The sequence below is a fragment of the Nocardiopsis sp. iso_237 genome, from assembly GCF_056173345.1.
Genome location: NZ_CM149669.1, coordinates 2,302,292 through 2,327,430 on the forward strand (window position 1 = coordinate 2,302,292; position 25,139 = coordinate 2,327,430).

22 protein-coding genes are annotated in these 25,139 nt (G+C 71.3%); 11 read left to right on the top strand and 11 right to left on the bottom strand.

Features of this window, described 5'->3' with window-relative positions; genetic code table 11:
- Positions 1 to 43: 43 nt before the first annotated feature.
- The 3 genes from AC0VYM_RS10375 (at position 44) to AC0VYM_RS10385 (ending at position 3,896) form a co-directional block, all read left to right on the top strand.
- Positions 44 to 1,645 carry an alpha/beta hydrolase gene (locus AC0VYM_RS10375; RefSeq protein WP_475461560.1) on the top strand — a complete coding sequence of 534 codons (1,602 nt, stop codon included), beginning with the start codon at positions 44 to 46 and terminating at the stop codon, positions 1,643 to 1,645.
- A gap of 147 nt (positions 1,646 to 1,792) precedes the next feature.
- Positions 1,793 to 3,304: an alpha/beta hydrolase gene (locus AC0VYM_RS10380; protein WP_475461562.1), complete on the top strand. Its 1,512-nt coding sequence runs from the start codon at positions 1,793 to 1,795 to the stop codon at positions 3,302 to 3,304.
- An 82-nt stretch (positions 3,305 to 3,386) separates the two neighbouring features.
- Entirely contained in the window at positions 3,387 to 3,896 is a 510-nt protein-coding gene (locus AC0VYM_RS10385) for a hypothetical protein (RefSeq protein WP_475461565.1), read from the top strand.
- On the opposite strand, the gene AC0VYM_RS10390 is transcribed toward AC0VYM_RS10385, so the two are convergent.
- Positions 3,856 to 4,908, bottom strand: a complete 1,053-nt coding sequence (locus AC0VYM_RS10390) for an AraC family transcriptional regulator (RefSeq protein ID WP_475461567.1) — start codon at positions 4,906 to 4,908, stop codon at positions 3,856 to 3,858. The genes AC0VYM_RS10385 and AC0VYM_RS10390 overlap by 41 nt on opposite strands.
- A gap of 117 nt (positions 4,909 to 5,025) precedes the next feature.
- Between AC0VYM_RS10390 and AC0VYM_RS10395 the strand changes: the two genes are divergently transcribed.
- From AC0VYM_RS10395 to AC0VYM_RS10415, 5 genes are all read left to right on the top strand, one after another.
- On the top strand, positions 5,026 to 5,448 hold the full coding sequence (locus tag AC0VYM_RS10395) for a DUF6069 family protein (RefSeq protein ID WP_475461569.1): 423 nt from the start codon (positions 5,026 to 5,028) through the stop codon (positions 5,446 to 5,448).
- Between the two features lie 34 nt (positions 5,449 to 5,482).
- Positions 5,483 to 7,006 carry a UDP-N-acetylmuramoyl-L-alanyl-D-glutamate--2,6-diaminopimelate ligase gene (locus AC0VYM_RS10400; protein WP_475461572.1) on the top strand — a complete coding sequence of 508 codons (1,524 nt, stop codon included), beginning with the start codon at positions 5,483 to 5,485 and terminating at the stop codon, positions 7,004 to 7,006.
- A gap of 55 nt (positions 7,007 to 7,061) precedes the next feature.
- On the top strand, positions 7,062 to 7,772 hold the full coding sequence (locus AC0VYM_RS10405) for a VOC family protein (protein WP_475461574.1): 711 nt from the start codon (positions 7,062 to 7,064) through the stop codon (positions 7,770 to 7,772).
- A gap of 540 nt (positions 7,773 to 8,312) precedes the next feature.
- The gene (locus AC0VYM_RS10410; protein ID WP_475461577.1) at positions 8,313 to 8,810 is read left to right on the top strand and encodes a hypothetical protein; all 498 of its coding nucleotides are present in this window, start codon (positions 8,313 to 8,315) and stop codon (positions 8,808 to 8,810) included.
- 85 nt (positions 8,811 to 8,895) lie between these two features.
- On the top strand, positions 8,896 to 9,747 hold the full coding sequence (locus tag AC0VYM_RS10415; RefSeq protein WP_475461578.1) for a MerR family transcriptional regulator: 852 nt from the start codon (positions 8,896 to 8,898) through the stop codon (positions 9,745 to 9,747).
- Between the two features lie 49 nt (positions 9,748 to 9,796).
- Here the strand turns inward: AC0VYM_RS10415 and pgl are convergent, their stop codons facing one another.
- From pgl to tkt, 5 genes are all read right to left on the bottom strand, one after another.
- Entirely contained in the window at positions 9,797 to 10,543 is a 747-nt protein-coding gene (gene pgl, locus AC0VYM_RS10420; RefSeq protein ID WP_475462996.1) for a 6-phosphogluconolactonase, read from the bottom strand.
- Positions 10,544 to 10,545: 2 nt separating this feature from the next.
- Positions 10,546 to 11,466: a glucose-6-phosphate dehydrogenase assembly protein OpcA gene (locus AC0VYM_RS10425; protein WP_475461581.1), complete on the bottom strand. Its 921-nt coding sequence runs from the start codon at positions 11,464 to 11,466 to the stop codon at positions 10,546 to 10,548.
- A 16-nt stretch (positions 11,467 to 11,482) separates the two neighbouring features.
- Positions 11,483 to 13,033: a glucose-6-phosphate dehydrogenase gene (zwf, locus tag AC0VYM_RS10430; RefSeq protein ID WP_475462998.1), complete on the bottom strand. Its 1,551-nt coding sequence runs from the start codon at positions 13,031 to 13,033 to the stop codon at positions 11,483 to 11,485.
- 112 nt (positions 13,034 to 13,145) lie between these two features.
- Positions 13,146 to 14,252, bottom strand: a complete 1,107-nt coding sequence (tal, locus tag AC0VYM_RS10435; RefSeq protein WP_475461583.1) for a transaldolase — start codon at positions 14,250 to 14,252, stop codon at positions 13,146 to 13,148.
- 72 nt (positions 14,253 to 14,324) lie between these two features.
- The gene (tkt, locus tag AC0VYM_RS10440; RefSeq protein WP_475461585.1) at positions 14,325 to 16,418 is read right to left on the bottom strand and encodes a transketolase; all 2,094 of its coding nucleotides are present in this window, start codon (positions 16,416 to 16,418) and stop codon (positions 14,325 to 14,327) included.
- Between the two features lie 705 nt (positions 16,419 to 17,123).
- Between tkt and AC0VYM_RS10445 the strand changes: the two genes are divergently transcribed.
- Positions 17,124 to 18,098, top strand: coding sequence for a heme o synthase (locus tag AC0VYM_RS10445; RefSeq protein ID WP_475461588.1), 975 nt, complete (start codon positions 17,124 to 17,126; stop codon positions 18,096 to 18,098).
- Positions 18,099 to 18,975: 877 nt separating this feature from the next.
- Here AC0VYM_RS10445 and AC0VYM_RS10450 read toward each other — a convergent pair.
- Positions 18,976 to 19,392, bottom strand: coding sequence for a hypothetical protein (locus AC0VYM_RS10450; protein ID WP_475461591.1), 417 nt, complete (start codon positions 19,390 to 19,392; stop codon positions 18,976 to 18,978).
- A 147-nt stretch (positions 19,393 to 19,539) separates the two neighbouring features.
- On the opposite strand from AC0VYM_RS10450, the gene AC0VYM_RS10455 reads away from it, so the two are divergent.
- The gene (locus tag AC0VYM_RS10455; protein WP_475461594.1) at positions 19,540 to 20,847 is read left to right on the top strand and encodes a PrsW family intramembrane metalloprotease; all 1,308 of its coding nucleotides are present in this window, start codon (positions 19,540 to 19,542) and stop codon (positions 20,845 to 20,847) included.
- Here the strand turns inward: AC0VYM_RS10455 and AC0VYM_RS10460 are convergent.
- Together AC0VYM_RS10460 and AC0VYM_RS10465 are read right to left on the bottom strand one after the other, a co-directional pair.
- Complete coding sequence (locus AC0VYM_RS10460) at positions 20,792 to 21,898, bottom strand: COX15/CtaA family protein (protein WP_475461596.1); 1,107 nt, start codon at positions 21,896 to 21,898, stop codon at positions 20,792 to 20,794. The two genes, AC0VYM_RS10455 and AC0VYM_RS10460, sit on opposite strands and share 56 nt — an antisense overlap.
- A gap of 251 nt (positions 21,899 to 22,149) precedes the next feature.
- Complete coding sequence (locus tag AC0VYM_RS10465) at positions 22,150 to 22,860, bottom strand: ArsR/SmtB family transcription factor (RefSeq protein ID WP_475461598.1); 711 nt, start codon at positions 22,858 to 22,860, stop codon at positions 22,150 to 22,152.
- Positions 22,861 to 22,925: 65 nt separating this feature from the next.
- Between AC0VYM_RS10465 and AC0VYM_RS10470 the strand changes: the two genes are divergently transcribed.
- Entirely contained in the window at positions 22,926 to 23,597 is a 672-nt protein-coding gene (locus AC0VYM_RS10470; protein WP_475461601.1) for a flavin reductase family protein, read from the top strand.
- Between the two features lie 243 nt (positions 23,598 to 23,840).
- Here the strand turns inward: AC0VYM_RS10470 and AC0VYM_RS10475 are convergent, their stop codons facing one another.
- Both AC0VYM_RS10475 and AC0VYM_RS10480 read right to left on the bottom strand, forming a co-directional pair.
- Entirely contained in the window at positions 23,841 to 24,035 is a 195-nt protein-coding gene (locus AC0VYM_RS10475; protein WP_017545115.1) for a hypothetical protein, read from the bottom strand.
- A gap of 160 nt (positions 24,036 to 24,195) precedes the next feature.
- A complete protein-coding gene (locus AC0VYM_RS10480; protein WP_475461604.1) occupies positions 24,196 to 25,134 on the bottom strand; it encodes an EamA family transporter in 939 nt (312 codons plus the stop codon).
- Positions 25,135 to 25,139: the final 5 nt, after the last annotated feature.

The following is a 25,139-nucleotide window of genomic DNA, read 5'->3' on the forward strand; positions in this document are numbered from 1 at the left end:
CCGTCCGGCCGCACGTGGACCGGAACGGCGGGGCGTACGAGGCATGGGGATCACGAGTGGTCGGTTTCGAGGGGCTGCGCTGGGAGGCGTGCTCGTGCTCCTTCTCGCCGGGTGCGCGGCGCCGGACGACGACGGCGGCGCGGCGGCCCCCGAGCCGCAGGAGGTCGACTGGGCGCCCTGCCTGAGCGAGCAGGAGCTGGAGGAGGCGCCCGAGTGGGACGGTGACCCGGACTGGCTGGAGACCCTGGAGTGCGGCACCCTCACCGTGCCGCTCGACCACGCCGACCCCGACGGCGACACCGTGGACCTCGCCCTGGCCCGGCGGCCCGCCAGCGGCGGCGCCGACGAGCGGATCGGCTCCCTGGTGGTCAACCCCGGCGGCCCCGGCGAGTCCGGGGTCGCGATGCTCGACCACCCCCTCTTCGACGCGTCGGTCCAGGACGCCTTCGACCTGGTCGGCTTCGACCCGCGCGGGGTGGGCGACAGCGAGGGCTTCGCCTGCGGTGACTGGTTCGCGATGGACGGCGCCCGCCAGGCCGTGGCCGACTCCGGGAACGTCGCCGACGCCGACCTGTCCGACCTGGAGGAGTCCGCCCGCGCCTACGCCGAGTCCTGCGCGGAGACCGTGGGGGAGGACTTCCTCGCCAACATGGGCACCGTGAACGTGGTCCGCGACCTCGACCTGCTCCGCGGCGCCCTGGGCGACGAGAAGCTGACCTACGTGGGCTTCTCCTACGGCACCTACATCGGCGCGCTGTACGCGGAGATGTTCCCGGAGAACACCCGCGCCCTCGTGCTGGACGGCGCCGTCGAGACCGAGCGTCCCAACGTGGAGGTCGCCACCGACCAGGCCGGGGCCTTCCAGGCCGCCTGGGACCTGTTCGTGGACGAGTGCGCGTACGCCTCCCGCTGCCCGTTCGACGGCACGGCCACCGCCGACGCCCGCATGGGGGAGCTTCTGGACCGGCTCGACGCGGACCCGCCCACGGTCCGGGGCTGGTCCGTGGACGGCGACACACTGCTGACCATGGTGAGCCTCCAGCTCTACGACGAGGGCACCTGGCCCGAGCTGGCGGAGGTCCTCGCCGCGCTCGACGAGGACGTCGACGGCGCCGGACCCCAGCTGGAACGCCTCTACGACGACACCTTCGGCCAGGAAGAGGAGGAGACCGACGAGCCCGAGGCGTCCGACGAGCCGGAATCCTCCGAGGACCCGGGTGTCCACGAGGACACCGAAGCAGCTCTGACCGCCGTCAACTGCGCCGACCGCGCCGACCCGACCGACCCCGACGTCTACCGGGAGGCGGCGCAGCGCGCGGCGGCGGACTCCCCGTACTTCGGCGCCGACCTGGTCTGGGAGCAGCTGCCGTGCGCCTACTGGGTCGACACCGAGGAGGCGCCCACCGGTTTCTCCGCCCCGGACGCCCCGCCGATCGTCGTGGTCGGCACGCTCGGTGACCCGGCCACCCCCTACACCTGGGCCGAGGAGCTCACCGAACAGCTGGACACCGCCACGCTGGTCACCTACGAGGGAGCGGGCCACACCGCCTACGGCTACGGGATGGAGTGCGTGGACGGCCCGGTGGACGCCTACCTCCTGGACGGGGCGGTCCCGGAGGCCGGTCTGTCCTGCCCCGCCTGGTAAAACCCGACACGACGGACTGTTTACCCGCCCTCCGGGATGTTCTGCGCGGTTCCGCCCCCGATCGCTCGGAGGATGGGATCCGGCGGCGGAGGACTCTGTGCGGGGGCGGGTGTTCGGGTGCGGGCTCTGGGGGTCGCGGGAGCGGCGTTGGCGCTGGTCGTGACGGCGGGCTTTGCCCCCCTCGACGAGCAGGACCAGGCGCGCTCCTTCTACGGTCAACACGTCGACTGGCGGCCCTGCCTGTCCCCGGAGGAACTGGCCGGGGCCGAACCGGTCGAGGGCGACCCCGACTGGAGGGCGCGGCTGGAGTGCGGCACCGTCACCGTTCCCGTCGACCACGGCGACCCCGGCGGCCGGACCATCGAGACCGCCGTGGTGCGGCACCCGGCCCAGGGCACGGCCGACCAGTACCGGGGATCCCTGGTGTTCAACTTCGGCGGCCCCGGCCGCGCGGGGGTGGCCCGGTTCGAGGCCGGACCCCTCGCGCTGAGCAGGCGGGTCCGCGACTCCTTCGACCTCGTCTCCTTCGACCCGCGCGGCGTGGGGGAGAGCGCCGGGTTCACCTGCCCCGCGTGGGACGCCATGGAGCGGCCGCTGGAGGAGGTGGCGGGCGTCGACCCCGACGACGTGGGCGACGACCGGCTCCGGGACCTCGAACGGACCGCCCAGAGGTTCACGTGGAGCTGCGAGGAGGAGGTCGGGACGGACTTCCTCGCCAACATGGGCAGTGTGAACGTGGTCCGCGACCTCGACCTGCTCCGTGACGCGCTGGGCGACGAGAAGCTCAGCTACGTGGGTTACTCCTACGGCACCTACCTCGGGGCCCTGTACGCGGAGATGTTCCCGGAGAACACCCGCGCCCTGGTGCTGGACGGGGCCCTCCAGACCCAGCGCGGCGTGATCGCGGACGGCGTGGAGCAGAGCCAGGGGGCGCAGTCCGCCTGGGAGTCCTTCGTCTCCTACTGCCTGGAGAGGGCACCCGAGTGCCCGTTCACCGGCGCGGAGGAGGCCCCGTCCGAGGCCGAGGCACTGCTGGCCGGGCTCGACACCGACCCGATCGTCGTCGGGGACCGCAGTGTCGGCCGCCACGAGATGCTGGCGCTGCTCAGGGACTCCCTGAACGCCGAACGGCAGTGGGAGGGCGACGCGCGCCTGCTGGCCCGGATCGCGCGCGACGAGCGGGACCCCTTCGTCCAGGCCTACCTGGGGCGCTACGCCGCCCCGAGGGACGACCAGGGCGCGACGGCGTCCGCGTTCACGGCGGTGCAGTGCGCCGACCACACACGACCCGGCGACGTCCACGCGTTCCTGGAGGGCGCCCGGCGCGCGGAGAAGGTGTCGCCGTTCTTCGGCGGCGACGAGATCTGGACGTTCCTGCCCTGCGCGTCCTGGCCCGACACCGAACTCGCCCCGAGCGACCTCAGTGCCCCCATGGCGCCACCGATCCTGGTCGTCGGCACCCGCGACGACCCCGCGACCCCGTACGCGTGGGCCGAGGAACTGGCCGACCAGCTGACCACCGCCACCCTGTTCACCTACGAGGGCGGCGGCCACACCGCCTACGCGGGCGGACGCGGCTGCGTGGACGGCGCCGTGGACGCCTACCTCCTGGACGGTGTGGTCCCCGCCGTCGGCGCCTCCTGCCCCGGAGAACTCTGAGCGGCCCCGCTCCCTCCCGGGGAGGATCAGCCTCCCCCGCACGGGGGAGGCGGGGCCGCGCCGCGCCGAACAGACTCGTGTCATGAGGACGTCGGCGAGGGAAGGCGGAGCGGTCATGGTGAAGCGGGCGGAGAACGGGTCGGCACGAGCCCGGCACGGGTCGACGGGGGCCGGACACGTTCCGGCACGGACCGCACCAGCGTGGCTCGGCCGTGCGGCCGCCGGCGCGGGCCTGCTGCTGGGGGTCGCGCACCTGATGATCACCGGGTGGCTGGCGGCCGACGCCGACCAGGGGATCGGACCCGGTTACCTGGTCTGGATGGTCGGGCCGCTGGTGGCCACGCTGGGCACGGCCGTCGCGGCGCTGGCCCTCGTGCGTCCCGGAGCCCCGCGCTGGCCGGGCTGGGTCACCGGAACGGCGGCGGTGCTCCTCGCCCTGCTCACCCTGCTCGGGTTCGCGTCCCTGGCCTTCGGTGCGAGCGCGGCCTCCCTCTTCCTGGGGCCCGGTCCGTACGCGCTCCCCGGCACGGTGCTCTTCACCGCCCTCACCCTCAGCTCACGGGCGGCGCGGCGGGCGTCCGCGGCTCCGTGAGGTCGCGCGCCGCCTCACGGTACCGGCCGGGGGACCGGCCGAACTCGCGTTTGAACGCGTTGGCGAAGGCGAACTGCGAGGAGTACCCCACCCGCGTCGCCACCGAGCTGATCGTGGCGTCCTCCTCGCGCAGCAAACGCGCGGCCGTGGTCAGCCGCCACCACGTCACGTAGGCCAGCGGGGACTGCTGCACCAGGGCCGTGAACCGGCGGGAGAAGGCGGCACGCGAGAGCCCGGCCCGTTCACCCAGCTCCGCCACGCTCCAGGGGTGCGCCGGGTCGCGGTGCACGGCCTGGATCGCGGCGTACACCCCGGGGTCGCGCAGTGCCCCGGCGAAGCCGCGGCCCGCGCTCTCGTCCCCCTCCCGCAGCTCCTCCAGATAGGTGCGCAGGATGTACACGACCAGCATGTCCAACAGGTGAGGGACGAGCGTGTCCCCACCGGGCCGGTTCGTGCCCAGCTCCCGGCCGAGCAGCCCCACGGCCAACGGGAGCTCGGACCTGCGCCCGACCTTCGCGGGCAGGTGCACCACGGAGGGGAACTCGGCCAACAGCGGATGCGGGGTCGACGCGCTGGCGTCGTAGGAGCCGCCCACCGTGACACAACTGGGCTCGCCCTCACCGTCCCCGATCGTGGCGGCGCCGAACGCGGGCACGGGAGGCATCTCCTTGGGGCGCGCCCACCCCCGCGAACACACCAGCGTGGGCACGGGGTCCCCGCCCGTCGCTGCGGCGCGCAGCACACCGGAGCAGTCCACGCCGCCGTCGGACACGTCGGGGGAGCTGCTCAGCAGGTGTTCGCGGCCGCGCGGCAGGAAGAGGACGTCGCCCAGGCCCAGCTGCAGGGGTTCCGCACCCTCCGTGAGGAGCCACGTGGACCCCTGAAGGACCACCATGAACTTGGCGCCGGGGATCTCCGGGAACCGTGTGGCGTAGGGGGCCTGCCATTCGATCCGCGCCGACCGGGGCTGGCCCGTGCGCACGGTCGAGATGACGTCGCTCAGCACATCCATGCCGTCATCGTACTCACCCGTGGACGATCGCGCATAGATCAGAGCGGATCACGCATAGGAAGTCTCGGCCTCCCCGCTTAGGTTCGTGTCGAACCCCATCGCAACAGGGAATGAGCCATGACCCAAAGCCTCACCGAAACCCCGACCGCCGTCCGTCCGACCTGGAAGCCGCGCCTGGCCGCGGTGCTCGCGGTCACCGTCGTCAACACCCTCCTCGCCCTCGCGGCGCCGCTGCTGGGCGCGGACCTGGTGGTCGCCCCCGAGGGACAGGAGCCCGGAGCCGTCGCGTGGCCCGCCCTCACACTCTTCACCGCCGTGTTCGCCCTGCTCGGATGGGGCGTGCTCGCCCTGGGTGAGCGCTTCCTGGGCCGACGGGGCCTCATCGTGTGGACGGTCGTCGCGGTGCTCGTCACCGTGGCGATGTTCCTGCCGCCGCTCACCGTGGGGGCGACCGCCGCGACCGTCGTCGTCCTGCAACTCACCCACCTGGTGGTCGCCGCCGTCATCCCGGTGTACTGGCGGACCTCCCGGACCGCCTGAGGCCGCTGCGGGCGCGTACACTCCGGGTACACCGGTGTCGGCCGCGCCCGCAGCCGCACCGCCTTGGAAGGGACACCCCCTGCAACTGAGCGCACTGCTCAACGGCCATGCCCACCAGGTCATCTACGGGGACCCCGATATCCCCATCGCCTCGGCGCCCTGCGTCGACCTCGACCGGGTGGCGCCGGGCTCGCTCTACCTCGCACTCCCAGGGCACCGCGAGGGCGGCCCGGAGGGGGTCGCCACCGCGTTCGCCCGGGGCGCTGTCGCTGCCCTCGTGGAGGAGCCCCCCAGCGGGGACGACCTGTCCGCTCCACCCGGTACCTGCCTGGTCCGGGTCGCCGACGCCCGGGTCGCGGCGGCTCTGGTCTGCGCCCGGTACCACGGTGAGCCAGGAGACGCGATGGACGTCGTCGCGGTCACCGGCACCAACGGCAAGACCTCCGTGTCGTCCATGTACGAGTCCCTGCTGAGTGCCGCCAACGGGGCCCGGGTGGGGGTCATCGGCACCTCCGGGGCCCGGACCGGCGGCGACCCGATCCCCATGCCCAGGACCCTGCTCAGCACCCCTGAAGCCCCGGATCTCCAGTACCTCCTGTCCCGCATGCGCGCCCGGGGCACGCTCAGCGTCGTGCTGGAGGCGACCTCCATGGGCCTGCTCCAGCACCGCGTGGACGGCTCACACATCGACGTCGGGATCTTCACCAACCTGACCCAGGACCACCTGGACGACCACGGCACCATGGAGCACTACCGGGACGCCAAACTGCGGCTGTTCCGGGGGCTGTGCCGTCGGGCCGTGGTCAACGTGGACGATGCGGTGGGTGCCACGATCCCGGAGCTGATGCCGGGCGCGACGGTCACCTACTCCGTCGAGGTCCCGGCCGACTACCGGGCGACCGACCTGGAGGTGGACGCCTCCGGCACCCGGTTCGTCCTGCACCACGAGGGCCGCAAGTACCCGGCGGCGATCCCCGTGCCGGGACGCTTCTCGGTGTCCAACGCGCTCGCCGCGCTGGCCGCCTGTCACGTCCAGGGGCACGAACTCACCGGGCTGGTGGCCGCGTGGGAGCGGATGCCCCAGATCCCGGGGCGCTTCGAGCACTTCGCCGCGCCGCGCGGGGTCTCGGTGATCGTGGACTACGCTCACTCGCCCGACTCCCTGGACCAGGTCCTGGGCACCATCCGCAGCTTCGCCCAGGGACGGGTGTTCACGGTCTTCGGCTGCGGCGGGGACCGGGACACCACCAAGCGCGCCCGGATGGGGGAAATCGCAGGCACCCACTCCGACCGGTGCGTGCTGACCTGGGACAACCCGCGCCATGAGGACCCGGAGGCGATCATGGACCAGGTCGCCGAGGGGATCGAGTCGACCGGGACCCCGTTCACTCGCATCGCCGACCGCCGCGCCGCCATCGACCGCGCCCTCTCCGTGGCCCGCTCCGGTGACGTGGTGCTCGTCGCGGGCAAGGGGAGCGAGTCCCACCAGATCGTCGGCGACGAGCTGCTGCCCTTCGACGACATGACCGCGGTGCGCGAACTCGTCGCCGCGCATTGACGCACGACCCTCTCCTTTGGTTAGGTTAGCCTGGCCTAATCAAAGGAGATCTGGTGTGACCGCTGAGCGACCCGAGTTCGACCATCTCCTGCACTGGGTGCCCGACGTGCCCGAAGCGGTGCGCCGGTACACCGAGGCAGGGTTCCCCGCCCACACCAACGAGCCCTTCGACGGGTTCCGCAACGGGGCCTGGCGGTTGGACGAGCGCTACGTCGAGATCCTCACCGTCCTCGACGAGTCCGCCTATGACACCGGGGTCTTCAGTCGGGCCCTGAAGGTGTTGCGCCCCGCCATCGAGGACGTCGCCGCTCGGGGGCGCGGGGCCATGACCTTCGCGGTCAACGTCACCGACGCCGCCGCCTCCGCCCAGCGCCTCCGCATGCAGGGACACCGCGTGGAGGAGGTCGTCGCCGCCCCCGAGGGCCGCGACGTGAGCTTCCGCGAGGTCTTCCTCCCCGACGCCCCCTTCTGGGCGCCCTTCCTCATCACCTACGACCCGCCCCGCGAGCAGCTCTACACCGAGTACGTCCGGGGTCGCTTCACCCCAGGGCCCCACGACCTCCGGGCGATCGTCATCCAGACCGCCGACCCCGAGTTCTCGGCCCGCTGGCTGGGCACCCTTCTGGGTCTCCCGACCCAGGGCACCGAGGTGCCCCTCCCCGGAGGCTCCGTCCTCTTCGAGGAGGGCCCCGAGGACCGCATCGTCGCCCTCGTCACCACGGGCCCGGAAACCGAGATCGAGGGCCTGGACTTCCGCAGCCTCTGACACGCACACGCCGCCCCGGCCGCCGGGGCGGCGGCGAGACCCTTCCGTCTCCTACGTTCCGTTGGGAAGCTCTGACCAGGTGTGATGCAGGCGAGGTCGCGGCATGTGCGGACCCCGTGAAGCTCGGAGCGCGCAGCGTTCCCGGGTTTGGTTTACCCGGCTTCGTGGCCGGATACGGCCAGATCTGATTGCCGCATGTCAAGGATGGTTCCCGGTTCCATATTCGCGTGGTCGGGACTCCGAACGATTGTGGGTCGATGTAGGTGCTGGTTAAAGTCCTGCCCTGATCCCAGGTGCGAGGGTTGTCCCCGGGTTCTCACATCCCCTCGACACGAGCGGCCATCCCATGCGTCGCCCCTGGCCTCCGAGGTCGAAGCGCTCCTCTGCGCGTGACGGTGTCAACCAGGGGGCGCAGTCAGGAGATCGCCTGGAAGGCGTTTCTGGTTCCGAGTTTTATCGTTGTCTGTTTGCGAGGAATGAGATTTGGCAAGGGAAAGGGTCGTTTTTCGGAGTGCGGGAGTTCTGTTTCTGGTCGTGTCCTTGGGTTTCCTTCTGTGGTCCCTGTTTGCGCTTGCCGTGATTGGTGAAGGGCTAGGGCTCGAAGGCGTCCTCTTTTTGTCTGGCCTCTTCTCCTTGTCGCTCTGGTTCAACCTGAAGATCGGCTTCTGGAGGAACGTTTCGGTTGAATCTGGCCTGCTTGTTGTTCGAGGATTCGCACTGAAAACGACTGTGGCGTTGGATCGGGTCGATCGGGTTTGGGCCAGTGGTGGCGAGTTGATCGTGGAGCTCAAAGGTGGGGGTGTGGTGGATGTTCCGGCATTTCAGGGATCATTATTGTCGTCGGTCTTTGGAAGCCCCAGTGCTTCCCGGGCTGCTGAAGGAATCAGGGAGCGACAGTCGTCTGCGGCTTCGGAAGGTGGTGGTGAGGAGGAAGATGTCTCTACGTCACTTCACTTGGGCTTCGCGTATCTTCCACTGATCTGGATGCCATCGTTCTTCGTGTACTGGGCGTTGAGTGGCTTCGTCAATCACCTCTGAGTGGACCTGTTGCGTGAAGCAGGCGGTCCCACGTCGTTGCCCCACCGCTTGACCCTCTGGTAACCGCAAGCCTGAGACTGGCGTCATGAGCCTTTCCATCAAGGACTTCAGCGAGATGAGCGAGCTCTCTCCCCAGACGCTGCGCTTCTACCACTCCGAGGGGCTGCTGGTCCCCGCGGTGGTCGACGACGACACCGGGTACCGGTACTACGACTTCGAGCAGGTCCAGGAGGCCCTGCTGGTCAGCGCGCTGCGCGGGACCGGGATGAGTGTCAGGGACGTGCGTCGGGCGGTGGAGGCGCCCGACACGGCGGCCGGGTTGCTCGACGAACACACCGAGGGGTTGCGCCGCCAGCGCGAAACCGAGGACGAGGCGATCACGACCGCCCGCAGTCTCCTCACCTCCTGGCCCGAGGTGCGGCGCCGGGAGGTGCCGGAGATGACGGTGCTCTCGGCGGAGGTCAGGGCGGTCCCCGTGGAGAAGCGGCGGGGCCAGCCGGACCAGTACGACTGGGACGAGGTCACCTCGGCGGTGCGGGCAGCGGTGACGGAGCTGCGAGCACTGGCCGAGGAACACGGAGCCGCGGTCGCGGGGACTCCCTGGTTCACGTGGGCCGGTGAGACCCACGAACAGCGGGAGGCGGCACACACTCCGGAGGGGCCGCACTGGCTGGCCAAGGTCCCGGTCTCAGCGGATGCGGAGCGGTTGGCGGCGCTGGCCGAGAAGGTCGATGTGCAGACCTTCGAGGCCCGTGAGGAACTCGCCATCCACCTGCCGGGCAGGATCACCATGCCCACGCACGCCGTGGCCCAGCTCCGGCTGGTGACCCAGGTCCCCGAAGGCCTCTTCCCCGACGCCTCCACACAGCGCCACATCCTGCACGACGACGGGACCGAGACCGCCGTGCGCCTGAGCCCCCTCCGCCGCCACTCCTGAGACACGACGACGCCCCGACCGGTAACGGCCGGGGCGTTCGTGCGTACCGCTACAGCTTCGAGGCGGCGGCCTCGTCCACCCAGAACACGGTCCTCTCACTACCGCGCGCACCGGCCACCGGGGCCTCGTCCACGCTGCCACCGGCCACACCCAGGCGGACCGCGTCGGCCTTGGCCGCGCCGGAGGCCAGCACCCACACCTGGCGGGAGCTCCGGATGGACGGCAGGGTCAGGCTGATCCGCGTGGGCGGCGGCTTGGGGGAGTCGTGCACGGCCACGGCCGAGGCCTCGTTCTCGTGCACCCCCGGCAGCCCCGGGAACAGCGACGCCACGTGGTTGTCCGGGCCCAGGCCCAGCAGGCACACGTCGAACTCCGGCACCGGGCCCCGACCGCGCGCCGCCACGGAGAGCGCCTGCGAGTAGTGGGTGGCCGCCCGCTCCGCCTCCCCGTGGTCGGTCCCGTCCGACGACGGCATCGGGTGCACCTGGTGCGACGGGATGTCGATGTCGTTGATCAGCGCGTCGCAGGCCTGCGTCTGGTTCCGCTCGGGGTCCCCGTCGGGCAGGAACCGCTCGTCACCCCACCACAGGTGGACGTGCCCCCAGCTCATCCCGCTGGCCAGCGCCTCGTCCCGCAGGACACCCAGCGTCTGGATGCCCACGCCGCCGCCGGTGAGCACCAGGTGGAACTCGCGCCCCTCGGCCTCAGCGCTCACGATCAGCTTGACCAGCCGCGACACCACGCTCTCGGCGAGCTGCCGGGCGTCGGTGGTGCGGACGATCTCCGGTTCGGTCATCCTCATGCTCCGCTTCCAGCGAGCAGCGGACCCAGGTGACGGGCCGCGCTCGCGTACGTCTCGTCGGCGTCCAGGCGGCGCAGTTCCTCGGCCAGCGCCTGGGAGGCGCCGCGCCGGGCCAGCGCCACCGTCTGGTCCGGTTGACCCGTCCTGGACAGCGTGGCCACCCGGCCGTCCACCCGGGAGACGGTGATGTCCCCCTCGTCGGTGGTCAGCCGGACCTCGGTCAGGCCGGGGCCGTGCGAGGTGCCGCGTTCCACCTGCACCTCCAGCCGCTCGGACAACCACGCGGCCAGCAGCTCGGCGCTCGGGTAGTGCGGCTCCGCCGTCACCTTGGCCGAGTTCACCCAGCCGCACGGCTGGTCCATGGCGCTGGCCAGCAGCGAACGCCACGGGGTCAGCCGCGTCCAGGTCAGGTCCGTGTCACCCGGACGGTAGTGGGCCACCCGCTCCAGGAGGTCGGCTACCGGGTCCTCGGCGCGCAGCGCGTCGGTGATCCGCCGTTGGGCCAGCCTGCCCACCGGGTCGGCGGCCGGGTCGGCGGGACCCTGCCCCGGCCACCACACGACCACGGGCGCGTCCGGGACCAGCAGGGGGGTCAGCACCGAGTCGGGGTGCTCACCCAGCGGACCGTACAGGCGCAGCAGCACCGCCTCGCCGGGACCGGAGGTGCCCGGGCGGCGGATCTCCGCGTCGATGGCCGGTTCGGCCCCCGGGTCGCGGCGGATCAGCGCCACCACCCGCGAGGGGTGCTCGCGGCCGGCCTCGGTGGCCGCGCGGACGGCGTCGTAGTGGTCGGCCTCGTCGGTGACGATGACCAGGGTGAGCACCATGTTCATGGCGCCCCCGCCGACACTGAGGCGCTCGGCCATGAGCGCCTCAGTGATCTGCGAGGTCGTGGTGCGCGGCAGATAGAGCGTCATCTGTTCCTCCCGGCGTTCACGGGCGGCGCCACTGGCGTCCGTCCCTGGCGAGCAGTTCCTCGGCCGACTCCGGACCCCAGGTGCCCGAACCGTACTGTTCGGGCTGGCCCGCCTCGGCCCAGTACTCCTCGACCGGGTCGAGGATCCGCCACGACAGCTCCACCTCCTCCTGGCGCGGGAACAGCGGCGGGTCACCGATGAGCACGTCCAGGATGAGCCGCTCGTAGGCCTCGGGGCTGGCCTCGGTGAAGGACTGCCCGTACGTGAAGTCCATGCTCACGTCACGGACCTCCATGGAGGCGCCCGGCACCTTGGACCCGAACCTCAGGGTGACCCCCTCGTCGGGCTGGATGCGCAGCACGAGAGCGTTCTGCCCGAGCTCGCTCACGTCGCCCCGGGCGAACAGTTGCTGCGGGGCGGCCTGGAACACCAGCGCCACCTCGGTCACCCGTCGCCCGAGCCGCTTTCCGGTGCGCAGGTAGAACGGCACGCCCGACCAGCGTCGTGTGCCCACGTCCAGGCGGAGCGCCGCGTAGGTCTCGGTCACCGAGTCGGACGGGATGCCGTCCTCCTCCAGGTAGCCCCGGACCGCCGCGCCGCCCTGCCACCCGGCCGCGTACTGGCCGCGCGCCGTGCCCTTGCCCAGGTCGTCGGGGAGCGTCACCGCGGAGAGGACCTTCTCCTTCTCCGCGCGGATCGCGTCCGCGCTGTAGGCGACCGGCTCCTCCATCGCGACGAGCGCCAGCAGCTGGAGCAGGTGGTTCTGCATGACGTCGCGGGCCGCGCCGATGCCGTCGTAGTAACCCGCGCGCCCGCCCACACCGATGTCCTCGGCCATGGTGATCTGCACGTGGTCGACGTAGCTGCGGTTCCACAACGGCTCGAACAGCGTGTTGGCGAAGCGCAGGGCCAGGATGTTCTGGACCGTCTCCTTGCCCAGGTAGTGGTCGATGCGGAACACCGCCGACGGCGGGAACACGTCGTCCACCACCGCGTTGAGCTCCTGGGCGCTCTCCAGGTCGTGGCCGAACGGTTTCTCGATCACCACCCGGCGCCACGGCGTGGTGCCACCGGCGCCCTCCCCCTCTTCGGGGGTGGCCAGGCCGCTGCGCTTGAGCTGGGTGACCACGGTCGGGAACAGCTTGGGCGGCAGTGACAGGTAGAACGCGTAGTTGCCGCCGGTGCCCCGGTGGGCGTCCAGCTCACGGACGGTCCGAGCCAGCTCGTCGAAGGCCTCGTCGTCGTCCAGGTTGCCCTGCACGAACCGCACGCCCTCGCTGAGCTGGCGCCACACGTCCTCGTGGAACGGGGTCCGCGCGTACTTGCGCACCGCCTCGTACGCCTCGGCCGCGAAGTCCTGGTCCTCCCAGTCGCGGCGGGCGAACCCGACCAGCCCGAAGCCCGGCGGCAGCATCCCGCGGTTGGCCAGGTCGTAGATGGCGGGCAGGAGCTTCTTCCGGGCCAGGTCCCCCGTGACGCCGAAGAGCACCAGCACGCTGGGCCCGGCGATACGGGGAAGCCTTCGGTCCAGGGCGTTGCGGAGCGGGTTGGGTACCGCTCCCGGCATCACCGGTTCTTTCACGGGCTCCGTCTCTTCCTGTCAGGAACGGCCTGGTGGCTGGTGGAACCCGCGTCCGCGCGGTGCGCGGACGCGGGTCGGTGACCGGGAACGGTCCGGGTCAGGAGAGCTCGTCGAGCTTCATGGTGAGCTGGCCGAGCAGGCTCTCCCAGGAGTCGACGAACTTGACCACGCCGTCCTCCTCCAGGTGACGCGTCACGTCGGCCAGGTCCACGCCGACCTCGGCCAGCCCGGACAGGTCGGCCTGGGCGGCCTCGTAGGTGCCGCGGACGGTGTCCCCGGTGACCTCGCCGTGGTCGGCGGTGGCGTCCAGGGTGGCCTGCGGCATCGTGTTGACGGTGCCGGGCGCGACCAGTTCGGTGACGTAGCGGGTGTCCGCGTACGCGGGGTCCTTCACACCGGTGGACGCCCACAGCGGCCGCTGCGGTGTGGCGCCCGCGGCGGCCAGGGCCTTCCAGCGCTCGGAGGAGAAGACCTCCTCGTAGTCACGGTAGGCCAGGCGCGCGTTGGCGATGGCGGCGCGGCCGAGCAGCTCCTCGGCGCGCGGGGTGCCGACCGCCCGGAGGCGCTTGTCCACCTCGGCGTCGACGCGGCTGACGAAGAACGACGCCACGGACTGGATCCGGGACAGGTCGTGGCCGTTCTCGCGGGCCAGCTCCAGGCCCTCCAGGAACGCCTCCATGACCGCGCGGTAGCGGTCCAGGGAGAAGATCAGGGTGACGTTGACGCTGATGCCGTGCCCGAGCACCTTGGTGATCGCGGGCAGGCCCTCGACGGTCGCCGGGATCTTGATCATGAGGTTGGGCCGGTCGACCAGCCACCACAGCGACTTGGCCTCGGCCACGGTGCGCTCGGTCTCGCGCGCCAGCCGCGGGTCCACCTCCAGGGAGACCCGGCCGTCCACGCGGTCGGTGGAGTCGTACACCGGGCGCAGGGTGTCCGCCGCCCAGCGGATGTCATAGGCGGTCAGCAGCCGGACCGCCTCGTCCACCGAGAGCCCGCGCACGCCCATCTCGTGCACCTGGACGTCGTAGGCGTCGCCCTCGGCCAGCGCCTTGTCGAAGATGGACGGGTTCGAGGTCACGCCGGTGACGTGGCGGGTCGACAGTAGTTCGGCCAGGTTGCCGGTGCGCAGCCGGTCACGGCTGATGTCGTCCAACCATACGGACTGACCGGCCTGGGCCAGGTCCTTGAGAGCGGTGCTCATGTGGGTCTCACGCCTTCCTGAATTCACACACGGAGTGCGGGCCGCCGGGGGTCGTCCCGGCGGCCCGCGTCGTCAGCTACCGGCCTTGGCCAGGCTGTCGCGGACCGCCGCGACGACGGCCTCGGAGGTGATGCCGAACTTCTCGTAGAGCGTCTCGTAGGGGGCGGAGGCGCCGAAGTGCTCCAGGCTCACCGAGACGCCGGCGTCGCCGACGTAGGAGCGCCAACCCATGGCGATGCCGGCCTCCACGGAGACGCGGGCACGGACCGAGGGCGGCAGGACCCGCTCGCGGTACTCCTGGCTCTGGGCCTCGAACCACTCGACACACGGCATGGAGACCACGCGGGTGGGCGTACCGGCCGCCTCCAGCTCGGTGCGGGCGGCCAGGGCCAGCTGCACCTCGCTGCCGGTGGCGATGACGATGGCCTCGGGGCTGCCCCCGGAGGCCTCGGCCAGGACGTAACCGCCCTGGGCGGCGCCCTCGGCGGACGCGTACTCGTCCCGGTCCAGGGTGGGCACGTTCTGGCGGGTGAGGGCCAGGGCGGAGGGCCGGTCGGCGTTGGCCACGACCTCGCGCCAGACGACGACGGTCTCGTTGGCGTCGGCCGGGCGGATCACGTCCAGGCCCGGGATGGCGCGCAGCGCCCACAGGTGCTCGACCGGCTGGTGGGTGGGGCCGTCCTCGCCCAGGCCGATGGAGTCGTGCGTCCACACGTAGGTGACCGGCAGCTTCATCAGGGCGGCCAGGCGCACGGCCGGGCGCATGTAGTCGCTGAACACCAGGAAGGTGCCGCCGTAGGGGCGGGTCGGGCCGTGCAGGGCGATGCCGTTGAGGATCGAGCCCATGCCGTGCTCGCGGATGCCGAAGTGCAGCACGCGCCCGTGCGGGTTGCCCGGGAACATGGTGCTGGCGCGGTCGAAGGGCAGGAAGGACGGCTCGCCCTTGGGGGTGGTGTTGTTCGATCCGGCGAGGTCGGCGGAGCCGCCCCACAGCTCGGGCAGCACCGGGGCGATGGCGCTGAGCACCTCACCGCTGGCCTTGCGGGTGGCGACACCCTTCTCACTGGCCTCGAAGGAGGGCAGGGACTCCTCCCAGCCCTCGGGCAGCTTGCCCGACTGGAGGCGGTCGAAGAGCTCGCCGTGCTCACCGGCGCCGCGGTGCCAGGCGTCCAGGGCCTGGTCCCACGCGGTGTGCTCCTCGCGGCCGCGGTCCAGCGCCTTGCGGGTGTGCTCGATCACGGCGTCCTCGACCGCGAACGGGGCGTCGGGCAGGCCCAGGATCTCCTTGGTGGCGGAGATCTCGGCGGAGCCGATCGCCGCGCCGTGGATGGCGCCGGTGTTCTGCTTGTTGGGCGCGGGCCAGCCGATGACGGTGCGCAGACGGATGAAGGTGGGGCGCTCGGTCTCGGCCTTGCCGCGCAGGATCGCCTGGTAGAGGGCGTCGACGTCCTCGACGTACTCGCCGGTGGCGGTCCAGTCGACCTCCTCGACGTGCCAGCCGTAGGCGGCGTAGCGGGCCACGACGTCCTCGCTGTGCGCGATGCGGGTGTCGTCCTCGATGGAGATCTGGTTGTCGTCCCAGATCATGATGAGGTTGCCCAGGTTCTGGGTTCCGGCCAGGGCGCTGGCCTCGTGGCTCACGCCCTCCTGGACGTCACCGTCGGAGCAGAACGCGTAGACGTGGTGGTCGAAGGGGCTGGCGCCCGGACCGGCCTCGGGGTTGAACAGGCCGCGCTCGCGGCGGGCCGCCATGGCCATGCCGACGGCGTTGCCGACGCCCTGGCCGAGCGGGCCGGTGGTGGTCTCCACACCGGCGGTGTGGCCGACCTCCGGGTGGCCCGGGGTCAGGCTGTCCCACTGGCGCAGGCTGCGGAGGTCGTCGAGGGTGAGGCCGTACCCGGCGAGGTAGAGCTGGATGTACAGGGTGAGGCTGGAGTGACCGATCGACAGCACGAAGCGGTCCCGGCCCACCCAGTCGGGCGCGGCCGGGTCGTGCCGCATCACCTTCTGGAAGAGGAGGTAGGCGGCGGGCGCGAGGCTCATCGCGGTGCCGGGGTGACCGTTACCCGACTTCTCTACCGCGTCCATGGCCAGCGCCCGAACCGTGTTGACGGCGCGGAGGTCGAGGTCCGACCAGTCCAGGTTCTTCGGGGTGTGGGCGTTCACGGACTTGTCTGCTCCTTCTCGGCACCCGGGCACCCGGTTCCGGGGCGGGCGTGGGTTGTGTGTGCGGGCTGTACGCCGGGCACCCCGTCGGCGGTCCGCCGGGTCGGCGGCTCGCGGGGGAGGGCGGGACCGGCTTCGACGGCTCGTGCGGCACGTCCCCGTGGCGCGGGGCTCGGGCCGCTGAGCCGGTGCGACAGCGTCTGGGTCACGGTGTCCGGAGCTCGGTCCCCGTGGTGACGGGGGCGAGAACAGGGCCGACTGCGAGCCTATCGTCCGTGGCCGGAGATGTCGTTTCCCGACACCTCCCGTTACCGGCGGGTAGGGGCCCGCGTGCACCCCTTCGCCTCCGGCCTTCGGGCCCTCCGGGGTGCGCGGTGCGGTGGCCGGGGACGCGTGGCACGTTGGAAGCTCGAAGTGGCCTGTGCGAACCTTCTGTACACCCGAGCGGGAGTCCGGCGCCCGGGTCGGTCGGCCCTCAGGGCCGGAGGTCGCCCGTACGGAGGGGGCTGGTCACCGATCCGGACAGGTAAGTACTACACTTTGTCGTTGACGGGGTTTTCGCTGATCCTGCCGCTTTGTCGGTCCGATCGACCCCGCGTGGCGAGCAGTGTCGAATCCCAAGAGTTGTCGAGGTATCCGCGTGTCTGAAACCGAGCCGGCCCCCCAGGGGACACGAGTGCCTCCGGACGTGAGGGCGCCGATCTGATGGCCCTCACCAACCGCGCACCCCACACCGGTGAGTCCGACACCCGGGCGTCCGCCGCCGAGGCCCCCCGCAAGGCCTCCTTCGGCGACCACGCCCGTGCCTACGTCGCCCTCTCCAAGCCCCGCGTCATCGAGCTCCTGCTCATCACCACCATCCCGGTGATGTTCGTCGCCGCCGGGGGCGTGCCCCCGCTGTGGACCGCCGTCGCCACTCTGGTGTTCGGCACGATGTCCGCCGCGAGCGCGAACGCGATGAACTGCTACATCGACCGCGACATCGACCGTGAGATGCGTCGCACCCGGCAGCGTCCCGGCGCGATGGACCTGGTGACCCCGCGAGGCGCCCTCACCTACGGTCTGATCCTGGCGATCGGCTCCACGGTCGGCTTCCTCGTACTCGTGAACGTGTTGTCGGCCGTGCTGTCGGTCTTCGCGATCGCCTTCTACATCTTCGTCTACACGATGCTGCTCAAGCGGCGCACCGCGCAGAACGTCGTGTGGGGCGGCATCGCGGGCTGTATGCCGGTGCTGATCGGCTGGGCCGCCGTCACCAACAGCCTCGACTGGGCGCCGTTCGTGCTCTTCCTGGTGGTGTTCTTCTGGACGCCGCCGCACACCTGGACGCTGGCCATGCGCTACCGGGAGGACTACGCGGCCGCCCAGGTCCCCATGCTGCCCGTGGTCGCCAGCGACCGCCGGGTGCTGCTGGAGTCGGTGCTCTACACCTGGGCGACCGTGATCGTCTCCCTGATCTTCTGGCCGGTGGCCGGGACCACCTGGTTCTACGGCGTGGTCGCCCTCGTGCTGGGCGCCCTGCTGGTCGTCCAGGCCCACCGCCTGCTCAGCCGCTCCAAGGCGGGGGTCACCGGAGCCCAGCTCAAGACGATGAACTTCTTCCACCTCACCAACGCCTACCTGGCGCTGCTGTTCGTGGCGGTCACCGTCGACCCGCTCATCGCGCGCTTCCTCTCCTAGACACGGATCCGCGGGGATACCCGCGAACCCTTCACGCACGGCGCTCCTCCCCACGGAGGGGCGCCGTTGCGTATGGGTACCGACCGTCCTGTCACGGGTGGGCGCGACAGCCTCCGTGTGGCTACGACCATCCCTCCCACCGTCTCCGTCACGGAGCCGGTCTGGATGGAAGGACCTGACGGGTGTCTCCTGGCGGTCGAGGACACCGACCCTGCTGTCCCGCCAGGGCCCGGCCCCAGCTCTGGCGATGGCCGACACCCGTGCCCGCGCCGCCGTGGAAAGCCTCCTGCCCCACGCCCTCCACTCGCACAACAACCCCACCACCCAGAGCACCGACACCCGCGCGGACCTCCCCGCCTCACCGACACCGGCACTCCCGTCCGATCGGGGTTTCCGGCCCTTCCAGTCTCCCCGGCCGGGGCCGGGCCCGACGGGTTGTCCACAGGGTCGATTTCGCGGGGCTTCGCACCACCGGTCCCGTCAGGCTCAGCAGCCCCAGCCGTCACTTCCGGTGGTCCGGGCGCAGGCGAACACCCACGAGGAGTTCCTCATGGGCGGTCAGGCGCAGACCGGTGGCAGGCCGCACGGTGACCAGACCCCCGGCCGATGCCGGAGTCCCCGACGCAGGCAGCGACAGGGGCGTGAACCGGGGCACTCCGGAGTGATGCAGCGCCTCGTGTGTCTGGTGGTGTCGGTCCATCTGGCCTGACTCCAGACCGGTGTGGCCGCCGCACGGGAACGCGGGGGGACCCCCACGAGGGAGCCGGTGCCGCCCCCGCCCGACGCCCAGTCCGGGGCCTCGCTGGCGGCGACCACCCATGTGACCACCGTCCGCGCCCACCGCAACGCCCTGGGTGGGAGGACACCCTCTGAGGGCTCAGCGGGCGGGGCGGCGCCACACCAGGACCGCCGACCACACCACGGTGGAGGCCAGCAGCAGGGCCATCGGTACGTGGGCCTGGAGCGGCCCGTAGGTGCCCAGGGCCGCCTGCGGGAAGCCCAGCACGAACGCCAGCAGGCTCACCAGCGCCACCAGCCGGTCGTGCGCGGGTCCGGCGTGCGATCCGGCACGGGGGAGGCGCCACACCAGGACGGCGGCCAACAGCTGCACGCCGGCGGTCACGTGCACCGCGAAGGCTCCTCCCCAGTGCAGCGGCAGCGCGGCGGTGTTGAACGTGATCAGCTGCCCCGCCGTGAGGAACTCCCACAGGATCGCGACCAGGCTGGCGCCCACCGCGACGCGCAGGAGCAGGAGCCAGGGTGAGCTTCCGGTGCGCTCGGTCTTCGGGTCCATGCCGTGCCTCATCTCCGTGTCGGACGAATGCTCCGATCCTCTCGTACCCAGCCGCTCCGGGGCACGGGATCGGAGGCGGCCCGCGGGTCGCGACCGTCGTGGCTCCGACCCCGCCTCATGGCCGCTGACCCGCTACGATCTGTGCCCATGCCCCGACTCGACAGCAGGGCGATCCTGCAAGGACGCCGCTCCCGGTACTCGATGACCCTCATCCTGGGCACCACCGTCAGCGTGGTGTGCATGATCGGCATGCTCACGTACCTGTGGTTGCTGGCGATGGCCGGGGGAGCCGCAGCGGGGATCGACGGTGCCACCGGGTTCCTGGTCAGCCTGGTCGCCGCGATCATCCCGGTGACCATCCTCGTGCCGCTCATCCTCATGCTCGACCGGCTCGAACCCGAACCCGGCTGGGTGCTGTTCTTCGCGTTCGCGTGGGGCGCCGGAGTCGCGGTCGTGGCGTCCTTCCTGCTCAACAGCTGGGGGCTGACCTACCTCACCACGCCGGTGTTCGGTGAGGGTGTGGCCGACTTCCTCAGCACGTCACTGGTGGCCCCCGTGGTGGAGGAGAGCGCCAAGGGCATGGTCCTGCTCATCCTTCTGTGGCGGCGCCGCAACGAGATCGACACCTTCACGGACGGCGTGGTCTACGCCGGGATGGTGGCGACGGGGTTCGCCTTCACCGAGAACATCCTGTACTTCCTCAGTGCCTTCTTCGACGACACCCTCGTCGCCACCTTCGCCATCCGGGGCCTCATCGCGCCGTTCGGGCACCCCGTCTACACCGCGATGATCGGTCTGGGCGTGGCCTACGCGGCCATGCGCACCGGCCGGTTCCGGTTCCTCGCGCCGATCGGCGGATGGGTGACGGCGGTGCTGCTGCACGGCATGTGGAACGGTTCGACCTACTTCGGCTGGACCGGTCTGGGCGTGGCCTACCTGGTGCTCTTCGTGTTCCTGCTCGGCATCCTCGCGATCGCCGCCCACGACCGGCGCGGCCAGGTCGCGGCGATCGACCGCTACCTGCCGCCCTACATTTCCACGGGCCTGGTCACCCCGGCCGACATCACGATGCTCAGTTCGATGACCGCCAGACGCCGGGCCCGCGAGTGGGCCGCGCGCAACGCGGGGACCCGGGGCCGCGCCGCGATGAAGGACTACCAGCTGGCCGCCACCGAGCTGGCCCTGCTGCACCAGAAGCTCGACGCGGGACTGCCCCGTGACGACTGGAAGGTCAACCGGGACTCGTTCCTCGCGCTGATGCACGTGGCCCGCGACACCTTCCTCGGGCGCGTCCCCCAGCCGGTGACCCCCGGCTGGGCGGAGAACCCCACCGACTCGGGGTTCCTCCGTCGGGCGGACTTCGCACACGTCATCGCCCAGGCGCGGACCCAGCAGCCGACTACCCCGCAGACACAGCGGAACTACGTTCCCCGGCACGGTCAGCCTCCGCGGTGACCTCCTCGGGGACCAGGCGCGTGGTGGCGAAGTACAGGCGGGAGACGGCCACCCAGGTGAGCGCGGAGCCCAGCACGTGCAGCACCACCAGTCCCTCGGGCAGCTCCAGGGCGTACTGGGTGTAGCCCAGGACCCCCTGGAGCAGCACGATCACCAGCAGGCCCACGCTGCTCGTCCGGGCGATGCGGGAGGCGCCGCTGCGGAAGGCGATCACGGTGGCCAGAACGCTGCCCATGAGGGTCAGCCAGCCCAGCACCGAGTGCACCCGGGTGACGGCGGGCAGGTCCAGGTCCCAGCGCGGGGCCACGGCGTCGCCGCCGTGCGGGCCGGTGCCGGTGACCACGGTTCCGGCGATCAGCAGCAGGAACCCGACCACGACCAGGCCTATGCTCACCGTGTGCAGCATCGGGCCCACGGCAAGCCGGGGGCGCCCCTCGGGCTCCTGGCAGCGCACGTACAGCGCCACCGTGACGAAGACCATCACCATGGACAGCAGGAAGTGGGTGGCCACCGCGGCCGGGTGCAGGTCGGTCCAGACGGTGATGCCGCCGACCACGCCCTGTCCCAGGACACCGAACGGGATGATCGCGGCCAGCCGGACCAGGTCGCGGCGGCGCGGGGCCATGCGCAGCACCGCGACGAGGGTGATCACGGCGACCGCCAGCACCACGAAGGTGAGGGTCCGGTTGCCGAACTCGATGGCAGCGTTGAGGGCGGCGTGCCCGGTGTCGATGGGCACGAAGCTGTCGGGCGTGCACTTGGGCCACTCGGAGCATCCCAGGCCCGAGGACGTCACCCGCACCGTCGCACCGGTGACGGCGATCCCGGCGTTGACGACGATGTTGCCCAAGGCCCAGGCGCGGAGCGACTTCTGGGTGGGGTTCCAGATGGTCCGGGCCAGCAGGACCAGCGCGAGGACGCCGACTGCGGCCACGGCGATCTGCCAGCCCCAGAGGGGGACTCCGAGGAGGACGATGTCCTCCAGTCCGTCCGCCGCGAGCGGGGGGATCGTGTTGAGGGCCGTCGCCGCGGAGGCCGGGGATGCAAACATACGACAGACTGTAGTACATCCCTCGGAGGGGAGTGAGGCGCCCTCTGTCTGTGTGTTGGCCTGCGAAAACCCGGTGCGTCGAGGCCTTCCGGGCTGTGTGCGTCGGCTCGTGCGGCCGCGTGTGCTCGGTCACGTCCGTGGCGACGCTCAGGCGGGGGACGGCCCTCCAGCCCGCGAGGTCCACTGCACACCGGCCGGGCGCCGAGCGGCCCGGATCCGGCCTCGCCCACCGGTTCGAGTGGCCGAGGGCCTCAGGGAACGCGCAGCTCATCGGTCCTGGCACCGAGCAGTGACCCGAACGCCTCCATGCCCTCCCCAGTCACCTCGACGGCGCGGGGTGTTCCAGTGCGAACGATCCATCCGCAGGTGAACGCGTGGGAGCAGAACGCGGCGCCCAGGGCGCCCGCGAGATGGGAGCGGCGCTCCGTCCAGTCCAGGCAGGCTCGCACGGCTGGACGCCGGGTGCTCGGGGCGATCACGAGCCCCAGTTCCGTGCTCCAGCGCTCTCCGGCCGGGGTCAGCGCCAGGCCGCCGCGCTCAGTCAGCAGGCCGCGCTCGACCATCGCCTCGGTGACCAGTACGCCCAGCCGACCAGCCAGGTGGTCGTAGCAGGTCCGTGCGAGCGCCAGGCGCCGCTGGCGGGAACGCGCCCTCAGGGAGGGCGCGGGAGGAGCCGGTCGCGGCCCCAGCACGGCCAGGCGTTCGACCAGTTCGGCGACCTCGACAGAGGCCATACGCACGTAGCGATGGCGCCCCTGCCGTTCCTGGACGAGGAGTCCACCCGCCACGAGGGCGTTGAGGTGCTCGGTCGACGTGGAGGCCGCGACCCCGGCGTGGCGGGCCAGTTCCCCGGCGGTCCAGGCCCGCCCGTCCAGCAGGGCCAGACAGAACCCGGCCCTGGTCGGGTCGGCCAGTAGGCCCGCGACCTTCGCCAATCCTGGGGCGACCCGCTCGGTTTCCATGGGTCCATTGTCCCCTCTGACGTTTCGGCCAGCACCGAAGTGATCGGTTACTAGTGTCACGGCCCATGACCACTGACACCGTCGAGAACCCGTCGGACACCTCCGGGACCCACCTGAGGATCGAACCCAGCATCCTGTACTTCGGTACTCCCGTGGCCCTCGTGTCCACCCTCAACGACGACGGATCGCCCAACCTGGCTCCCGTCTCCTCCGTGTGGGCCCTGGGCATGCTGCTCGCCCTGGGCCTCGGCTCCACCGGGCAGACCGCCCGAAACCTCGGGGAGCGCCCGGAACTGGTCGTGAACCTGCCCTCCGCCGACCTGTGGGAGCACGTGGAACGGCTGGCGCCCCTGACCGGTCGCGATCCCGTCCCTGAGGGGAAGCCGCCGGGCTGCCGCTTCGAGGCGGACAAGTTCGGCGCGGCCGGGCTGACTCCCATGGAGACGGACCTGGTCGGCCCGCCGCGTGTGGCGCAGTGCCCCCTGCAACTGGAGGCGAGGGTCCGTCACGCGCGCTCGGACGACTCCGGCGACCATGTCATCGTCGAGGCCGAGGTGGTCCGCGTCCACGCGGAGGAGGACATCGTGCTGCCCGGAACCCATCACATCGATCCCGCCCGCTGGAACCCGCTGGTCTACAACTTCCGGCACTACTTCGGTCTGGGAACCGAACTGGGACGCTCCCACCGCTCGCAGACCCCGCCACCGGAGTCGGCCAGCCGAGTGGTCCGTCCCTAGGTGCTGTTTCGGGGACGCTTCGGCGGCGGTGTCGGAGCCGCCGTCACGGTGAGTGGCCCTCCCTCCCGCTGGGCCGCGACGCGCTGCGCCGGGTGCCCAGTGGGGAACGCGGGGTTCGCGCTCCGCGCTTCGGGGCACCCTCGGATCGGCGGTGCCCGTACGGCGGTCCGCACGCGGACGGGGGTCCCGGAGCGTGCTCCGGGACCCCCGCCGTCGGGATCGTGGGTCAGGCCTGTTGATCCACTACTTGTTGTGGCTGTTCTGGGCGATGCACTGGTTCAGCAGGTCCAGGTTGAGGTTCAGCAGACCGAGCTGCTGCTGCTCCTGGACACACTGGTGGTAGACCGAGGAAGACTCCGCGGAAGCGGCCCCGGCGCCCAGCCCGAGGAGGCTGGCGGAGAAGAACGCGGTCAGGGCGAGCTTGGCGGCGATACGCATAGGTGTCCCCTTTTGAGTGCGAGTGCTCAGGAATGGGTCGGCCGTCCCAGAGGCAAGAATTGCCGGTCGCACCCCGGCGGAAACTCCCGACAGGGCGAGGTTTGCCTGATCCGTGGCAGTGATCTTCCGTCCCATGGACGCGGGCGCACGGCCTTGGCCTCTAGTTGTCCCCGCTCGTATCCGTGTTGGTCTGGTCACGCTCCGTCCGCTCCCGCGCCTCGCGATTGGCCGAGGTCCGGGTCGCGCCCGCGCTCGCGGCGATCACGCAACCCACCGCCAGCCACTGCCAGACGGTCAGCAGCTCGCCCAGCAGCACGAGCCCCACCAGGGCCGCAGCCGCGGGCTGGAGGCTCATCAGCACCCCGAACACCCTCGGCGGCATGCGGCGCAGCGCGTTCAGCTCCAGCGTGTAGGGCACCACGGACGAGAGCACGCCCACGGCCAGACCGATCAGCAGCAAGCGCCAGTCCAGCAGGGCCGCGCCGCCCTCGACGATCCCGACCGGTGCCAGCACGATCACGCCCACCACGCTGGCGATGGCCAGTCCCGAGGCGCCGCTGAACCGCTGCCCCGTGGCGGCGCTCAGCAGGATGTAGCCCGCCCACGCGAAGGCGGCCAGCACCGCGAACAGCACACCCACCGGGTCGAGCTCACGGAACTCGACGCCCAGCGCGGCCACGCCCAACCCGGCCAGGCCCGCCCACAGCAGGTCCACGCGGCGGCGTGAGCCCAGGATGGCGATGGCCAGCGGGCCCAGGTACTCGATGGTGACCGCGATGCCCAGCGGGATGCGCGCGAAGGCCTGGTAGATGAAGTAGTTCATCGAGGCCAGGGCGACGCCGTAGCCGATCACCACCATCCAGTCGGTGCGGCTGCGCGCCTTCAGGGCGGGCCGGACCAGCAGGCACAGGAGTACCGCCGAGGTGAGCAGCCGCAGCCACACCACGGCGGCGGGCGGAAGGACCTCGAACAGGTTCTTGGCCACGCCCGCGCCGGTCTGCACCGAGACGATGCTGACCATGACCAGCCACACCGGGGGCAGGGACCCCAGCGCGGCGCTGGGGGAGAGGAGGCTCGTGGAGCCGCTCCGGGAACTCATGTTGA

What these genes read in the sequence shown, in the direction of transcription:
- AC0VYM_RS10375 (WP_475461560.1), top strand. Translation starts at nt 44, where the DNA reads ATGGGGATCACGAGTGGTCGGTTTCGAGGGGCTGCGCTGGGAGGCGTG.
- AC0VYM_RS10385 (WP_475461565.1), top strand. Translation starts at nt 3,387, where the DNA reads ATGAGGACGTCGGCGAGGGAAGGCGGAGCGGTCATGGTGAAGCGGGCG.
- AC0VYM_RS10390 (WP_475461567.1), bottom strand. Translation starts at nt 4,908, where the DNA reads ATGGATGTGCTGAGCGACGTCATCTCGACCGTGCGCACGGGCCAGCCC.
- AC0VYM_RS10395 (WP_475461569.1), top strand. Translation starts at nt 5,026, where the DNA reads ATGACCCAAAGCCTCACCGAAACCCCGACCGCCGTCCGTCCGACCTGG.
- AC0VYM_RS10415 (WP_475461578.1), top strand. Translation starts at nt 8,896, where the DNA reads ATGAGCCTTTCCATCAAGGACTTCAGCGAGATGAGCGAGCTCTCTCCC.
- pgl (WP_475462996.1), bottom strand. Translation starts at nt 10,543, where the DNA reads ATGACCGAACCGGAGATCGTCCGCACCACCGACGCCCGGCAGCTCGCC.
- AC0VYM_RS10425 (WP_475461581.1), bottom strand. Translation starts at nt 11,466, where the DNA reads ATGACGCTCTATCTGCCGCGCACCACGACCTCGCAGATCACTGAGGCG.
- zwf (WP_475462998.1), bottom strand. Translation starts at nt 13,033, where the DNA reads ATGCCGGGAGCGGTACCCAACCCGCTCCGCAACGCCCTGGACCGAAGG.
- tal (WP_475461583.1), bottom strand. Translation starts at nt 14,252, where the DNA reads ATGAGCACCGCTCTCAAGGACCTGGCCCAGGCCGGTCAGTCCGTATGG.
- AC0VYM_RS10445 (WP_475461588.1), top strand. Translation starts at nt 17,124, where the DNA reads ATGGCCCTCACCAACCGCGCACCCCACACCGGTGAGTCCGACACCCGG.
- AC0VYM_RS10450 (WP_475461591.1), bottom strand. Translation starts at nt 19,392, where the DNA reads ATGGACCCGAAGACCGAGCGCACCGGAAGCTCACCCTGGCTCCTGCTC.
- AC0VYM_RS10455 (WP_475461594.1), top strand. Translation starts at nt 19,540, where the DNA reads ATGCCCCGACTCGACAGCAGGGCGATCCTGCAAGGACGCCGCTCCCGG.
- AC0VYM_RS10460 (WP_475461596.1), bottom strand. Translation starts at nt 21,898, where the DNA reads ATGTTTGCATCCCCGGCCTCCGCGGCGACGGCCCTCAACACGATCCCC.
- AC0VYM_RS10465 (WP_475461598.1), bottom strand. Translation starts at nt 22,860, where the DNA reads ATGGAAACCGAGCGGGTCGCCCCAGGATTGGCGAAGGTCGCGGGCCTA.
- AC0VYM_RS10470 (WP_475461601.1), top strand. Translation starts at nt 22,926, where the DNA reads ATGACCACTGACACCGTCGAGAACCCGTCGGACACCTCCGGGACCCAC.
- AC0VYM_RS10475 (WP_017545115.1), bottom strand. Translation starts at nt 24,035, where the DNA reads ATGCGTATCGCCGCCAAGCTCGCCCTGACCGCGTTCTTCTCCGCCAGC.
- AC0VYM_RS10480 (WP_475461604.1), bottom strand. Translation starts at nt 25,134, where the DNA reads ATGAGTTCCCGGAGCGGCTCCACGAGCCTCCTCTCCCCCAGCGCCGCG.